The organism is Microcoleus sp. Pol8_D6, from assembly GCF_036700965.1.
GTDB lineage: Bacteria > Cyanobacteriota > Cyanobacteriia > Cyanobacteriales > Microcoleaceae > Microcoleus.
Genome location: NZ_JAUBPW010000007.1, coordinates 107,059 through 122,391, shown reverse-complemented (window position 1 = coordinate 122,391; position 15,333 = coordinate 107,059). Strand labels below are relative to the sequence as shown.

General features: G+C 45.2%; 15 protein-coding genes. 8 read left to right on the top strand and 7 right to left on the bottom strand.

The genetic code is table 11. The annotated features are described in order from the left end of the window. The 4 genes from QUA10_RS05095 to QUA10_RS05080 all read right to left on the bottom strand — a co-directional run bounded on the left by QUA10_RS05095 (window position 1) and on the right by QUA10_RS05080 (window position 4,670). Entirely contained in the window at window positions 1–249 is a 249-nt protein-coding gene (locus tag QUA10_RS05095; RefSeq protein ID WP_333085002.1) for a hypothetical protein, read from the bottom strand. 83 nt (window positions 250–332) lie between these two features. Beyond that, entirely contained in the window at window positions 333–1,322 is a 990-nt protein-coding gene (locus tag QUA10_RS05090) for a tetratricopeptide repeat protein (RefSeq protein WP_333085001.1), read from the bottom strand. A gap of 133 nt (window positions 1,323–1,455) precedes the next feature. Then, window positions 1,456–3,060, bottom strand: coding sequence for a protein kinase domain-containing protein (locus QUA10_RS05085; RefSeq protein WP_333085000.1), 1,605 nt, complete (start codon window positions 3,058–3,060; stop codon window positions 1,456–1,458). Beyond that, a complete protein-coding gene (locus tag QUA10_RS05080) occupies window positions 3,057–4,670 on the bottom strand; it encodes an NB-ARC domain-containing protein (protein ID WP_333084999.1) in 1,614 nt (537 codons plus the stop codon). Before QUA10_RS05080 ends, QUA10_RS05085 begins: the two co-directional genes overlap by 4 nt. A gap of 225 nt (window positions 4,671–4,895) precedes the next feature. On the opposite strand from QUA10_RS05080, the gene QUA10_RS05075 reads away from it, so the two are divergent. The 3 genes from QUA10_RS05075 (at window position 4,896) to QUA10_RS05065 (ending at window position 6,874) form a co-directional block, all read left to right on the top strand. Further along, window positions 4,896–5,486 (top strand): C39 family peptidase, encoded by a 591-nt coding sequence (locus tag QUA10_RS05075; protein WP_333084998.1) that lies wholly within the window; start codon window positions 4,896–4,898, stop codon window positions 5,484–5,486. Window positions 5,487–5,692: 206 nt separating this feature from the next. Further along, the gene (locus QUA10_RS05070) at window positions 5,693–6,520 is read left to right on the top strand and encodes an N-acetylmuramoyl-L-alanine amidase (RefSeq protein WP_333084997.1); all 828 of its coding nucleotides are present in this window, start codon (window positions 5,693–5,695) and stop codon (window positions 6,518–6,520) included. A 99-nt stretch (window positions 6,521–6,619) separates the two neighbouring features. Then, window positions 6,620–6,874, top strand: a complete 255-nt coding sequence (locus QUA10_RS05065; RefSeq protein ID WP_333084996.1) for a hypothetical protein — start codon at window positions 6,620–6,622, stop codon at window positions 6,872–6,874. Window positions 6,875–7,160: 286 nt separating this feature from the next. Here the strand turns inward: QUA10_RS05065 and QUA10_RS05060 are convergent, their stop codons facing one another. Further along, a complete protein-coding gene (locus QUA10_RS05060; RefSeq protein WP_333084995.1) occupies window positions 7,161–7,775 on the bottom strand; it encodes a pentapeptide repeat-containing protein in 615 nt (204 codons plus the stop codon). 74 nt (window positions 7,776–7,849) lie between these two features. On the opposite strand from QUA10_RS05060, the gene QUA10_RS05055 reads away from it, so the two are divergent. The 5 genes from QUA10_RS05055 (at window position 7,850) to QUA10_RS05035 (ending at window position 13,155) form a co-directional block, all read left to right on the top strand. Beyond that, window positions 7,850–9,283: a hypothetical protein gene (locus QUA10_RS05055; protein ID WP_333084994.1), complete on the top strand. Its 1,434-nt coding sequence runs from the start codon at window positions 7,850–7,852 to the stop codon at window positions 9,281–9,283. Window positions 9,284–9,679: 396 nt separating this feature from the next. Beyond that, window positions 9,680–11,263, top strand: a complete 1,584-nt coding sequence (locus QUA10_RS05050) for a chloride channel protein (RefSeq protein ID WP_333084993.1) — start codon at window positions 9,680–9,682, stop codon at window positions 11,261–11,263. 63 nt (window positions 11,264–11,326) lie between these two features. Next, entirely contained in the window at window positions 11,327–12,202 is an 876-nt protein-coding gene (locus tag QUA10_RS05045; RefSeq protein WP_333084992.1) for an Rpn family recombination-promoting nuclease/putative transposase, read from the top strand. Between the two features lie 131 nt (window positions 12,203–12,333). Beyond that, window positions 12,334–12,813, top strand: a complete 480-nt coding sequence (locus tag QUA10_RS05040) for a J domain-containing protein (protein ID WP_333084991.1) — start codon at window positions 12,334–12,336, stop codon at window positions 12,811–12,813. A 69-nt stretch (window positions 12,814–12,882) separates the two neighbouring features. After that, the gene (locus QUA10_RS05035; protein WP_333039717.1) at window positions 12,883–13,155 is read left to right on the top strand and encodes a DUF3143 domain-containing protein; all 273 of its coding nucleotides are present in this window, start codon (window positions 12,883–12,885) and stop codon (window positions 13,153–13,155) included. A 323-nt stretch (window positions 13,156–13,478) separates the two neighbouring features. Here QUA10_RS05035 and QUA10_RS05030 read toward each other — a convergent pair whose 3' ends face one another. Both QUA10_RS05030 and cdaA read right to left on the bottom strand, forming a co-directional pair. Continuing rightward, complete coding sequence (locus QUA10_RS05030) at window positions 13,479–14,225, bottom strand: isoprenyl transferase (protein WP_333039718.1); 747 nt, start codon at window positions 14,223–14,225, stop codon at window positions 13,479–13,481. A 20-nt stretch (window positions 14,226–14,245) separates the two neighbouring features. After that, window positions 14,246–15,139, bottom strand: coding sequence for a diadenylate cyclase CdaA (gene cdaA, locus QUA10_RS05025; RefSeq protein WP_333084990.1), 894 nt, complete (start codon window positions 15,137–15,139; stop codon window positions 14,246–14,248). Between the last annotated feature and the right edge of the window lie 194 nt (window positions 15,140–15,333).

Genomic DNA, 15,333 nt, shown 5'->3' with positions numbered 1-15,333 from the left:
CTAGGAGGGAAGCGGTGGGCTCAGTCGTTTGATCGGAGTGCTATTTTTGGGGTCTGTATTAACTGGAGTGGGTGTTGTGACAGTAGGAGGCGGTGGGATCGATCGTTTTTTCGTAGTGCTATCTGCCTTTTCTTCTGGCTTAGAAACACGAACACTTAAAATAGTTTCTCCAGCACCAAGCCTCAACCCGTTTGTTACAGAAACTAATTCCTCAGCTACCTGACTGGCAGATTTTTCATTATTACTCATTTTCGTTCTTGCCTCTTACCTCATTATTTTAAATAGTCACTCTCAAAAAATGTTTTCCGGAAAAAATCAAAATTTTCTCTAAATTAACTCCCCAATCCTCCGGCAAAGCGTTGCGGTTTTGCCAAACTTGCCTTGAGTTTGGCAATCTGCGTTTCAATTTCCTTGACTCTTGGCGTATTTCCTAAAGCTTTGTGACTGTTTATGGCTTGCGTCAACCAGCGAACAGCTTCTTGCTTCTCGCCGATCGCCCCGTACAACTCCCCCAAAGCCTCCTCTAACTGCGCTTGCTCCCCGATGTCTTTGGCTGCACTAGCTAATTCCTGTGCTTTTAGATAATTGCTCTCCGCCAGCAATGTCACCCCTTCTTGCCAGAATAAATCGCCGAGCTTGCGATAGGCAATAGCTTCTTGAAAACCCGTTGCTACCAATGCTTCCAATGTCTCGATCGCCTCAGATTTCAAATCCGAACCGATGTAAAAATAAGCACGTTGCAAAGCTTGGGTTTTCTCGGCAATTTTTTGACTGTTAATTAGCTCGATCGCCCCTTTCACCAGTTGCTTTTGGGTCGTTGGTAGCATTCGGAAGCTGCGATCGGGCAGTTTTTCCTCGTCCGATGTCCTGCCGTTCTCAGCTTTTACCACCAGTAAATACACAAATCCCGGTTCCACTTGTGGTGTTCCCGGATACACTACTTCATTTCCATTAACTTTTGTTTCCCAAATTGCCCGATCGCCCTTCACTAAACTAACAGTATAATTATTAACACCGGGAACTTTATTCCAACGCAACTTCGGGCGATCGTTCAGCAATAAAGTTCGCCGGGGACTGATAATATAAGGAATTAAGACATCCAGAGGCCCGCGAGGATCGGCAGTATAATCCTCACAGTCGATCGCTAGCATTTCTTGTTGAGAGAGATCGGAAACTTGGGGAGTCAATCTATTAATTACATGATAAACCTTTGAGGCTGTTGCGCTCGAAATTAAAGGTGTTAGCCCAAAAATAACAAAGTAAGTAAATGTTTTGCTTTTGAGACTGATTAGTGTCAACTTGGATGGAGGATTATTTTTCATGACCTAAATTATTTTTCATTGTTCGCGATAGCGAAGCGATCACATAAACTTTGGAAATCTTCATTAGTCCTCTTTTAGAGGACTTGTGCTTTGAGGCAGGGGTTTAAACCCCTGCCGGACTATCGGAGATACGCTATAACTTTAAATTTTGAAAATTTTTGCTAAATTCTTGCCGTATCCATTTCTGTTCTTCAGAAGACTCCGACTGCAAATTATTATAGCATTTTTCCCAATAGGATAGAGATTTGTGTTTGTTGCCTTGACGTTCTAAAAGCACAGCTTCCAAACAGTAAGCAACCGAGCGATCGCTAGAAATATTAATCGCTTTCTTCAGATTATTGTTAGCCTCTTCATATCGCCCTAACTCCAACTGCGCCCAACCTAAATTTTTGTAGACGGCATACTTAATTTTGTCATCTTTAGCAAGTGGCAAAGCTTTTTCTAACAGCGGTAGAGCGTTCGCATATTGTCGATCTAAAATTTCTAACCGCGCCAAATTATTTAAAGCTTTATTAAAACCTGCATTGACAGCAAGTTGATATGCAGCGCGAGCCTTGTTATACTCGTTTTTGTCCTCATAAAGCACGCCTAAATTATAGTTGACAGTTTCATCATTGGGCCGAAATACGAGAGCTATTTTATAATATAACTCCGCAGTCTCTAAACGTTTATTTTCGTGATTATCCAACCCTTCTTTTTTCAGCCAAAATACTATTGGGGGTGATAGCGTCCACAAACCGCCTAGGAAAAATAAGCTAGCTAGAGCTAGTTTACTTACCCAGTTAAAATTTAGCCGATCCTTGAGAGGATGCGTTTTACTGGGTTCTATCGAATAATTAATTTCTGGCACTGGTTGCGCCAAGCTTTCCAAGGGCGATCGCGATTCTCCCCGTGCCAAAATCTGCAATATTTCCTGGCAATTTTGCGGTCGCTTTCCAAAAAAAGGAGCCATCATGCGGTCAATTAAATCTGCCAAATGCGGTGAAACTTGCGTTGCTTTATCTCGCCAGATTAACTGACCGTTTTCAGAATTTTTAGGTAATTCAAGCGGCGATTTGCCTGTTAGCAAATAAACACAAGTACGTCCCAAAGCAAAGAAATCAGATTGCGGTACTGCATGACCCTCTGCTTGTTCGCTGGGCGTATAACCAGCGGAAATAATCGCAGTTCCAGTATAATTTTCTTTTTGCTGTCGCAGGTAAGTTTCTGTTACTTCTCGCACCGCACCAAAATCTACCAATACCAATTCTCCATCGGGTTTTAACATGATATTGGACGGTTTAATATCTCGGTGAAAATACTGTTGCTCGTGCAGTAAATTGATAATTTTTGTGAGTTGAGCTAACCACTCAATGGCTGTTTCTGTAGTTATTGGTTGATTAGCTCTTGCTAACATCCACTCTTGTAAATTTTGACCTGGTATTTTCTCCATTACCAGACATGGTAACGCTTTGCTACTACCTTCAGGCCAAGTAAAATATCCGTCTGTTTCTACACGAGGAATGCCGGGATGCCTTTGGCTCATTAAGAACTCTGCTTCTCGCTGAAATAAAATGGTGGCTTTTTGCTTAATATCTGGGTTATTAAAGTTATCCAAATTCAAAACTTTTAATACTTTGGTAATACCACCATCATCTACTTCAAAAATATCGCCAAAGCCACCGCCGCCAATCCGAGCGATCACTTGATAGCGACCTTGAAGTAAAAACCCTGGATAAATTAAGCTACTTGAAGTCATCTTTCTGTTTCTCCCAGCAGTTTTAAAATATTTTTTTCAGCGTACTTACCAGCTTGAAAAGGAGATTTACGCAATTTTAGTAAAATTTCTTCTAGCTGCTTTTTAAAAGGACTCCCCAGTGTCAAGTTCAAACGTTCTCTAATTATATTGAACATCTGGTTTTGCTGAGTAGTTTTAGCACCGGCTATTTCTGGGTTTTCATCTAAACCATGACTTCCGATTAAACCTAGGTGATCGAGAGATTCCGCTTGCATTGCTTCTCGAAGATTTTGACATATTTGTTCAACAAGTTTATGAGTAACATATTTCATCATCACAGGTTCGAGAGTGAATTTGGATTCAGCACTCGAAGGGGAAAGCTCTTTTTCGATTAAGGAACGTCTTACCAAAGATTCTAATACTGTTAGTAATTCTGAACTAGAAACGCCGGCTGATAATTTTGCTTTCAATTGGTTCAAGGAAATCGGCTGCTGTTCAATTACCAGCCAGTACATCACAGCTTTTCCTACATCTGATAACCGCTGAAAATGTTCGTTAAGTAGATTGCCAAAAATATCGCCAATAACTAAGGAACTTTGAGCGATAAATTGACTAATATTGCCATTAAACAACTCTTGAATTGTGGTACCAGTAAATTTCAGTGCAGCAGGATGACCTCGGTATATTTGTATCAGTTCATCTAAGCCGTTTTCTGAGGCAGAAAACCCAATGGCCGCCAAAAGCATTTTTGCCTCTGTTTGTTTTAAGCCTTTAACTTGTAATGTACGCACAGGTAAGGTTTCGCCTGCTAAAGATGCAACCTCTACAGGTTTTTCTCGCGAGAGGAGTAACAAGCAACTTTGATGCCGTTCTTCTCCTATTCGCCGCAGTAGTTGACCGTACCCTTGATAACCGTCTCGGTAGTACCCAGCAATGTCTCCACTTCGCAAAATCATTTCCCAATCATCTAGGATTAGCAAACAACGGCGATCGCGCAAACTCTTGAGCAGGGAAGAAATTTGCTCGTCTACAGTGGTTGGAAGTTGCGTGTCTTGGGAACTGCTTGCAAATAAATTCAACTCAGTCAAGATTGTCAGCAAGGGAGGTGCATGGCGGAGACTGCGCCAAACTAAATATTCAAATCCACCCTGAATTTGTTCTCCTAGTTTAGCAGTCAGAGCCGTTTTACCAATACCTCCCATACCCAACAGCGCCACCAAGCGACACCGATCGCGGAGTATCCATTGACTGAGGGTGTTGAGTTCTGCGGTGCGACCGAAAAAATTTGAGACATCCGGCGCTTCACCCCAATCTTGGCATAAAGGAGTGCTTGTAACTGCAATTGGCTGTGCGGCTGTCTCTGACTGCAAGAGCGATCGTCTTTCCAATGCCGCTTGAAAGTTTCTTTTACTCACTCTTTCCCCTAAAGCTTCCGAAAGCAGCTTCCATAACTTGGGGCCCACATCTTGCATCAGATATTCAGCAGTGTATCCGTAAGCCTCTGCAACCTTATGATACTCCTGCCCTTGCCAAGCTCCCCTCAGAATTATTACTTCTATATCTTTTAAGTGTCTGTTTGTTTTGGCAAATACGGCGGTATCTGCGAGTTTCAGCCCTTCTTCAAAATTCATAAGGTTAAAAATTTTTCATTGGATCTTGAGTATAACCTGAAGTTTACTGAGGTTTACTTAGTTAGACTGAGGTTGCCTCAGTATTTTTATTTTTGTATTGAACTTTAACAACTTAGGTTATCTATATAGACCGTACAATAACAACTCGCTACTGTATACATATCAGCTCAAACAAACGAGCTGAAGCCAAATCAATCATTTACAACACTTACCTTGAGTTAAATTATGTCTATTAATCATAAGGTTCCGTATTTCAGTCAAGAAGATAACGACATTGAACCCTGGCGCACTTGCGGTGCTACAAGTGCGGCAATGTGTCTGAAATACTTTCAAGTTGCAGATTTAGGTCCCTTTGCACAGTACGAGGATGATGTTAAAAAACGTTTCGATCGGCTGGGAATAGATCACGGTTCTCCCGATGGCATCAAAAGATTGTTAGAGGGTTTAGGGTTGAGAGATAACTTGACATTAAAGGGAAGTCTTTCAGACATCACTCGGTCTCTCGATTCTGGCGAGATCTGTATATTGCACGGTTTTTGGACGAATTCAGGTCACATTCTAGTTATTCGCGGTTATAACGCCAGTGGTGACTTTTTTGTGAATGACCCAGCAGGAGAATGGTTTCACTCAGGCTATCGGAAAAATTCCCGATTTTCACCAGATAACAAGGGCGAAAACAAGATCTACAGTCGTAAATTGATATCCGCCACTGCCAATGCCTTTAGTTTGCGTCAAGCTTTAGATTTTTATAACTCTTGGGACAGTAGCAAGATCGAATCTACTGCAACAATGTGGCTGCATCGAATTTCCAAATAACGCTAAATAGTTCCTGCGTTTGCGATTGATATCGCTTCCAGTGGATTACCTCTAAAAAAGATTTGTAGTGAGGAATTTAGTCCGCATTTTTACCAAATATGCAACAAAGGACTTCTGTCCTTACTACAAACATTAGCCTAAACGGAAGTTGCCCCCTCCGTGGGGTAACTTCCACCTAAAAATTAAACAATTCGGAGTCATTTTTTATGTCATTTACAGCAAAAGTTGTAACAGCAGCAGCGTGGGGAGCCAGACCGCCAAAATCGGGAACATTTTCTTTTCAAAGGACTATTCCCCGCTATGTAATTGTCCATCATACAGACAACGAAAACCCTCCCAAGGATGTCTCAAGAGGCACACTTGAAGGAGCGATTAAGTTAGCGCGAAACATTCAAAACTTTCACATGGATGATAATGATTGGTCGGACTCAGGACACAACTTCTTAAATACAACCGGAGGGTTGATTTTAGAAGGTCGGCACGGTTCCCTAGATGCTGTAAAACAAGGGTTTTGTATCCAGTCAGCCCACGCAGCGCAAGATCCAGGAAAATTAGCCAACGGCAATCAATCTCCTGGTATTGAAAATGAAGGGAAATTCATGACTTTCCAAATGAGTGAAAAGCAATGGGAGAGCCTTGTAGAACTTTGTGTGTCATTATGCGATTCTTGTAATATTAGTCCGCTCAATATCAAGGGACACAGAGATTTCAGCAATACTGATTGTCCGGGTGATTTGCTGTACAGTCAACTTCCCAGTTTGAGAAAACAAGTTGCTGATAAGCTAGGTATGCAATTCACTCCCGAACAGCTAGAAAATGAGTCGCAATTTGTGACTCTACGCTTGGGTTCAACAGGTTCAGCCGTTATAAAACTCCAACAGCGATTGCGCGATCGGGGATTTAATCCAGGAGCAGTTGATGGTGTATTTGGTGAAAATACACAAACGGCTGTAAAAGCTTTCCAGCGTTCTGTTGGACTTGAAGATGATGGAATAGTTGGTATCAATACTCGAACTAAGTTAGGGCTGAGTTAACTTTTCTTGAATCCTTAAACTCAAAAACTCTTGCGGGCAGGCATTCTGTCTGCCCAAGACTTGCTTTTCACTTCTATGTTTCTTGAGGAGGTTAATCAAATGACACATTCTTCTAGCCTTGAGACTCAACCCAATGCTTTTGAACACGGAAAAGAGCTGGCAGAAATTATTCAGGAGGATAATGGAAAATACTCGACAATGCGAGCCATGAGTTTTATTGCGCTGATTTCAGCGATTGTGTTTGGTGCAATAACAATAACTAGCAATGATTCTGAGGGCAAATACATTACAACTGCTTTTTTAGTTGCTGCTTTCGCGCCAAAAGCTGTTCAAAGATTTGCAGAACGTATGTAAATCAAGTTGAGTTAGATGGATGATGAAAGCAGCCGACGTGATGGTAAAATTTGTTGTTGCTAATGCTCGAAACTCTGTATTTTTAACCTCTCATCTCTCTCAACGACCTTATTTGCTCCATCAGCCCGATAGCCACTAGCTATTAGAGTAGCGATCGCACCTCACCCCTTCATCTCCTCACCCAATAACGGGAAATGAAGGTTGCAGGTGCGATCGCTCTTTCTCCTGACTAATGCTAATGACTGCTTTCGGAGTCCACTATCAACTGTCAATTGTCAACTGACTTTCATTCATGCCGCGTACCATCAGGCATCACCGCACCCTTTAAATTCGCCCCTGCCAAATTAGTATCCAACAGCCAAGCATTTCTCAGATTAGCACCCTTCAAATTAGCACCTTCCAGATTAGCCATCCACAGATTAGCACCCTCCAAATTAGCACCCTCCAAGTCAGCATTTACCAGAAAACTACCTTTCATAAAAGCATCTTTTAACTTAGCCTTTTTTAAATTACTCCCTCCAAAATAAGCATCCTCTAAAAACGCATTTTCTAGATTGCTTCCCTCCAAATTTGCCCCTGCCAAATTGCTGCTTATCAGGTAAACCCCAGCCAAATTTCCCTGTTTCAAGTTAGCGTTTACCAAATGCGCGCTCCACAAATTGGCATCTTTCAGATTGGCTTTTTTTAAATTGACGCCTTCCAGAAAAACTTCGCTCAAATTCGCCCCGGAAAGATTGCAACCTTGACATTCCCTCGCTGTCAGCAATTGCCGGACTTGATCCTTGACTGACGAACGGTTCGCTGCGAAAATTATTAAACCTGTAGTTGCTAAGGCAATAATACTAAAAGTTGCCAGCCCGATCGCACTTACAATCTTCCTTTGTCCCGCGCCTCGAAACATCCGCTTGCAGTCCCCTAAAAATATTTCGATAATTGTTCGTATTTATAACCTCGTTCCTTCCTTCGCCTGCCTTTATGAAAAAAAAGTTAAAATTTAAATTCCTGACGATCGCCCTGATCTCCATCCTAGCAACAATCGGTGTCGGGTGCGATCGCCTTTTCAAAAAACCCTTTCAACTTCCCGCCTCAGCAAAACAAGAACCCTGGCCAATTCAAACAGGCCTCCGAACAGCCATCCTTCGCGACAACATACCAACAGTCAACCGCGTAGTTTTAGTACCAGACGAAGCCACATTTTTAGCAGCAATCCAAAAATGGAATCTCAAAGGAAACTGGCCTATTCTCATCGAAGACAAAAAATATGCGCCCATGTTTTTGCAGCGCTTTAAACCCGAAGAAATAGTCCGTTTGCCAAGCATCAAACAGCAACTGCCACAAAATCAAAAACTCCAGCAATTAATGCTCAACAGCGCAGCAGCAGCCTGGAATGCTACCGATACTCAAACCTTAAAAGCAAAATGGAAGCAACTCGGCTGGGAACCCCCAGGAGTAGTAATCACAGCAGAAAATGATCCCGCACGCTCAGCAGCAGTTGCCTTAGCAGCCGCTCACGGCCAACCTTTAGTATTTCTAGAAGGCAACTTCGGCAAACCCAACGATACCCTCAATAACACACCGTGGAAAAATCTGCAACTAGCAGTTACAAAAGCCGTCGAATCAACCGGATATTTTTACTCTCAACTCGCAGACCCGATCGACACAATAACCATTGTACGCCAACTAGCAGTCAAATATCAATCTCCTGAAAAACCAGACGAACAACTAGCCGTTACCGACGGTTTGGGAAGACACCCCAACGGCGAACGCTGGGCCGCTGTCGGCTGGATTTATGGCTCCGAGGTACGATCGATCTATCAAGCCATGTGTGCCATATTTCTCGATACCGAAACAGCCATGCTTTATGACAGTTACCCCAAGGAAGGAAATTGGGCAAAATATGAAATGGAGGAAGCAGCTAGCGGACTAAAAAGCATAGGTTTAAATGTCGAAGTAGTGCAGAAACCCGAATCTAGCCTGGAAAAGTGGCGGAGTTTAGCCTCAAAACCGTGGACATTTGACTTAATATTAATGAATTCTAAAGGCTATCCAAAATCATTCCAAGTCGGCAACGGCGACGCTTCAGTTGAAGACATACCAAAACTCCAATTTCCCGCAGCAATCCAAATGATCCACAGTTGGTCAGCAGCCGCCCCAGATGACAACAACACCGTTGCCGGAAGGTGGCTAGAAAATGGTGCTTACGCATATATTGGCAGCGTCAACGAACCTTTTTTATCTGCATTTATTCCACCTAAATTAATGGTCGATCGCCTAAAGCGAGGAGCACCCTTTTTAATCGCAGCACGCCAGCTAGAATCCCCACCCTGGAAAGTCGCCACCATCGGCGATCCGCTAATGTCGATCGCCAAACCCAGACCAAGAATCCCGCCCACTCAACAACCGAGGTGATATTATCCGCGATGGAGGGATTTAAAATTGGAACTTTGAGATTGGTGGTTGTAAGGTAAAATCTCCAATCGCCAATTCTTTAATTTGAAAGTTGTTTTTCACTGAGTTATATGATATGACCCGTTCACTGATGCGATCAACCTAACCACCAAAACTATAAATATAGTTAATTAGCATTATCGCCAGAGTATATCTAAGTTTGAATGTAACTTAGCATACAATCACGCCAAATCCGCCGCTCCTCAGAATCAGTCATTCCACCCCAGCGGCCCGCCCAAAAAATTTACCCTAAAATACGCCTTAATTAAGTTGTCAATTCCCCTAAAATCACTCAAAATGAAAATAAGAAATAAATTGTAATATTATATAACTTCTCACCGAAGAATTAACCGCTAAATGAGAGCCATCCCTCCTGTGGATCTGCCGCCACCCGGGCCAACCGCAGCAACTCCCCAAGCCTCCCGACTAAGCCCGCTATTCAACCGCCTGCACCCCAGCCCAGAAACCCTCCTGCTCATCCTCTCCCTAGTCATCGGGGGAGTTACGGGCGCAGGCGTCGTCACATTTCACTACCTCATCCACTTCATCCACAGCCTGATGCTGGAAGACTTCATGGGTGCGATCGCGTCGAAAGGCTCTTGGACGCTAGCCTGCATTCCCACCCTCGGCGGAGTCATCATCGGGCTGATGCGGTGGCGGTTTCGGGACTTTGGCCCGAATATGTCTTCCTTAATTGCAGCCACCCGCGGCCTGCAAGAACTCTCCCCCCTCAAACCCATCACCAAAATGGTGGCCGCCTCAGTTTCCCTCGGCACCGGCGCCTCCCTCGGCCCGGAAGCCCCCAGCGTCGAAATCGGCGCCAACTTTGGAATGCTGCTGGCTCAAGTCTTACAGCTCTCCCCAGAAAGGCAGCGCTTGCTCCTGGGCGCCGGAGCTGCTGCAGGTTTATCCGCTGGGTTTAACTCTCCCATCGCCGGAGTCTTCTTTGCCTTAGAAGTCGTGCTCGGCAGCACCTTCGCTACTTCGTCAGTCAGCGTTGTCTTGCTCTCCGCCGTAGTTTCCGCGCTCATCGCTCAAATCTGCTTGGGATCTCAGCCAGCCTTTTCTTTGCCAGTCTACGATGTCCGCAGCCCCCTAGAACTGCCTCTGTACATGGGATTGGGACTTTTGGCGAGCGGAGTGTCTCTAGCCTACACAGAAGCAATTCAATTAGCCGAGGGCTGTTTTCAAGGAAAAGTCCGAGGATTTGCTTGGCTCGGACGACTGCCCCGGCCGCTTCACCCGATCATCGGCGGGGCCTGTGTCGGCTTAGTCGCCCTACAATTGCCTCAAATTTTGGGTGTCGGCTACGAAACAGTCCAAGCAATGCTCCAAGATGTTAAATTTTCCTTGCCTTTGCTGCTGCTGCTGTTGTTTGTCAAACTGGCGATGACCGCAATCAGCCTCGGCAGCGGTTTAGTGGGCGGAATCTTCGCTCCGGCGATGTTTTTGGGAGCTTCCCTGGGTTCGGCTTACGGCCTCTTTTTGGAAATGCTGCCGGCAATGAGCGATCGAGTTGCCGGTCCTGCCGCCTACGCAATGGTGGGCATGGCCGCCGTGCTCGCCGGCAGCGCCCGAGCACCGCTGACTGCCATCCTGTTGATGTTTGAATTAACCCGCGATTATCGGATTGTCTTGCCTTTGATGGCAGCAGTCGGATTGAGCGTTTGGCTGGTGGAGTGGGTAAACCGCCGATCGACAGCCCACAGCCTCAACCTTCAGCAAATGGGCGTAGACGTGGCTCTCAATACACCGATCAAAGCCAGAGAACAGTTGCAGGATTGGGAAGATGTTCTGGGCGATCGTATCGTCACAGAGTTGATTTCTTGCCAGCTTCCCACCGACGGCGAACACAGTATCGAGGAGCCAGTGCTGGCTATGGCTCACTCACATTTACCAGAAGATGTCAAGCCTTTGCCTGAAACAAAATCAGCAGTCTGATAAAGTTCGATTCCGGTTGCTTCCTCACCAAACTAATAGTCGAAAAGCACCCATCTCACAACCATGATATTTATCAACCCAAAAACGGATTATGCCTTCAAAAAAATCTTCGGTTCCTCAGAAAGCAAAGAGATTCTAATTAGCTTTCTCAACGCCTTAATTTATGAAGGCAATTCCACCATCCAAGACTTAGAAATTATCAATCCAAATCTCCCCCCAAAACTAGAAGGCTTAAAAGATAGTTATCTGGATGTGAAAGCCAAACTGAGCGACGGCACTTTAGTAATTATTGAAATGCAAGTGCTCAACGTCCAGTCTTTTGGCAAGCGAGTTTTGTACAATGCAGCAAAAACTTATGCTTTTCAATTGGAAGCAGCACAAGGATATCGATTGCTGAAGCCAGTGATTGCTTTGACAATTACGGATTTTGAAATGTTTGCTAACAGCGAAGAATGGATTTCGAGATTTGTGTACAAAGAAGTAAATAAAAACTTTACGTATCCCGAGAACGATCTGGATTTAGTGTTTGTAGAGTTGCCGAAGTTTACCAAAGGAGAGGAGCAACTGGAAACTTTAGCAGATAAATGGATTTATTTCATGAAAAATGCCAGAAGTTTGACAGCGGTTCCAGAAACAATGGATAGGATACCAGAAATCCATCAAGCTTTTGATATTGCAAATCAAGCCAAGTTAAGCCGGGAGGAAGTGGAAGATTTGGACAGAAGAGAACAGTTTATTTATGACCAACAGGGGGCGATTATTAAGGCTGTTCAGGAAGGCATAGAACAAGGCATAGAACAAGGCATAGAACAAGGAAAGCGAGAAGAGAAGTTGGCGATCGCCCGACAATTACTTTCACAGCTAGATAATGCCACGATCGCCCAAGTTACGGGGCTTAGCGTTGAGGATGTGCAGAATTTGCGCTCGACCAATTCATAGTTGAAAGTGGGCGATCGTACCTTGAGCCGATCGCCCACCCTCAACCCCTCGACATCGCAGACAGTGGCGCTACCCTCAAATCTGCTCTAAAATAATCAAAAATTATAAACAACAAGCCCAGAGGCGCTGAGGTGACTCCTAACGAGGGAACGGCAAACAGCAAAAGTCAGAAAATACCCGGCAAAACCCCCTTGGGTTCTAGTTACTACAGCTTGTTAGGGCTGCATCCTTCTGCATCGCCGATCGAAATTCGGCGATCGTACCGGGAACTGAGCAAACTCTACCATCCCGATACCACCGAGCTGCCACCCTCCGTCGCCACCGCCAAATTTCAGCAGCTCAATAACGCCTACGCCACCCTCAGCAACCCAGAACGTCGCCTCGCCTACGACCTCAAAATAGGCTATTCTCGTCTGAACGTGATTCAGTCGCCCCCAGGCTTCAATACTCCGGTTTCGGGATCTGGCAAAAAAACTTCCAACTCCGCTTACCTAGATCCCACGGATCGACCCCTTTCCCCCGGAGAAATGTTCGCTCTGTTTATCATGGGAGCTAGCTTAATCGGATGTTTGGTACTGGCGATCGCGATCGGCTTAATTCGTGGCAATTAAAGCCTCAAATCCCAAATCTCTAATCTCAAATCGGAAATCCTCAATCTAAAATCTAAAATCTAAAATCCCATGACTCTTCCTTCCGCTGACACTCCTTTGTACAACCATCCACTCCCGGAAATCGAGCAGTGGCTAAAAAGCCGAGGCTGCCAGCAAGATCGGCGAGAACTCCACTGCTGGCAGATCGAGCAACTTACATGGAAAGCAGAACTCTCCCTCGATATCGACCAACTCACCGTCCGCTACATCGATGCTGGAGCCGACGGCCAAGATATTCAGCGAGCATTCAAATACTCGCTCTCACGTCAGGACATTGAAGCGGCCGTTTTCTCCGGCCCCTAATTTGATTTTAGATTTTAGATTTTAGATTTTAGATTTTAGATTTGTCCTCCCATCTCACATCTAAAATCGTTATGTGGAGCAGGAGATGAGTGAAATTGGTATGAGATTTTAGATGGGAAATCCAGGTAAAAAGCATCAACCCTGCAAACATTTACATGGGATTGCGATCGTCCGGGTCGCTCTATTGTGCTGTGCAGGACGCTCGCAGGTGGGGTAAAAACATTTTTTACTTTTATGGAGATGCTCCCTCAGAATCCACACCTACTGGGAAACTGAAAAATCAACCAAAAAATCTAAAATCTAAAATCCAAAATCCAAAATCGTTACACTTTGCCAAATCGGCGGCTGCGCTTCTGATAATCAGACAAAGCGCGGTGAAACTCCGATCGATCAAAATCCGGCCACAGCGTCTCAGTAATGTAAATTTCCGAATAAGCCATTTGCCATAGTAAAAAGTTGCTCAACCGCATTTCCCCACTCGTCCGGATTAGTAAATCCGGGTCACAAACATCAGCAGTATACAAATAGCGTTTAAATAAAACCTCATCAATCTCCTCCGGCTGCAACTTGCCCTCTTTCACCTGAGTGGCGATCGCCCGACAAGCTTGTACAATCTCCTGACGCCCCCCGTAATTCGTCGCCACAGTAAACAAAATCCCCTGATTGTGCTGAGTTGCCGTCACAGAACGCTCGATTTGCGCCTGCAAAGACTTCGGCAAAGCCTGCAAATTCCCCATAAATTGAATTTGCACGTCCTCGTCCACCATCTCCCGCAATTCTTGCCGCAGCTTACCCTCAAACAAACTCATTAAAAAATCCACTTCCCCGGCAGGCCGCCCCCAATTCTCCGTCGAAAAAGCATAGGCCGTTAAAGCTGGAATCCCCCAATCTTTGCAGCAGCGCAGCAGTTCCTTCAGAGTGCTAGCTCCTCGGCGGTGCCCCGCAATCCGCGGCAACCCCTTCTTCTGAGCCCAGCGCCCGTTCCCGTCCATAATCACTGCTATGTGCTTAGGCAGTAGTTCCTGTTGCAGATCCTCCGGCAACTTTTCCAAGCAAATTCCTTGACTCATGGTTTCTCCCGATTACCCGACTAACGGCGCAGTATCCGTTTTAATAGCGTCACTCCCTTCAATCCTATCTGGCGTCCGAGATTGCCGATCGGAATTGGAGCCACAGCTCTTTCTCCCTCGGACGGAAACAGCTTTGCTTCCAGCAATTCCTTAAGTTTGTTGCTAGTCAAAGGTCGATTTAAAAGTCCCATCTGGGCTAAAGAAATAGAACCCGTTTCCTCGGACACCACCACGCACAGGCAAGCTTGCACCCGTTCCGTAATCCCCATTGCCGCCCGGTGGCGGGTTCCCAACTGCCGCGACGCAGTGCGATCGGACAAAGGCAAAATTACCCCCGCCGACACGATCCGCGAACCTCGAATCAAAACAGCTCCGTCATGCAGCAAAGTTTGCGGCTGAAAGATAGTCTGCAACAATTCTTTAGAAACTTCAGCATTTAGCTTTAATCCCGGCACAGAAAAATCTCGATCATCGATCGGAGAATCTGTTTCTATAATTAGTAAAGCGCCCGTGCGGTTTTGCGAAAGTTCTTTTACTGCGTCCACAATTTCATCTATTACGCTGTCCGGTTCGGGATTGGGTCGGCGATCGCGTCCAAACAGTTGCCGAAATTCCCCCCGACCCAATTGTTCCAGAAATCGGCGAAACTCCGACTGCAATATTACCGCCATTGCCACAGCAGAACCCGTCACCAAGCTGTTGAGGGCAACGTGCAACAGCCTCAAGCCAGCCCAGTTGCTCACCGCCGCCGCCAGCATCAAAATAATAAATCCCCGTACCATCCACAGCGTTCTGCGCTCGCCAACAATGACGAGCACCAAATACGCAAGGGCAAAAACCAGTCCAATATCGATCCCTTGAATCAATAAGGACTGAACCAGGGCCAAGTCAAAGCCAAATTGTTGATTGTTCATGGTTCATCGAACGCTACCGCCTGTGAACCGCGAACCGTGATGCACTCGAACCCGTGAACCATGAACAGTTGTTATAAGGAATACGCTGAAAATCCCCGTGTTTTTAGACCGGGGAGTGTCAATCCAATCGTGTGACTGAACAAGGCAAAAGTTAAAAGTGAAAAGGTAATCATCACTAAGTAAACATGGATTAT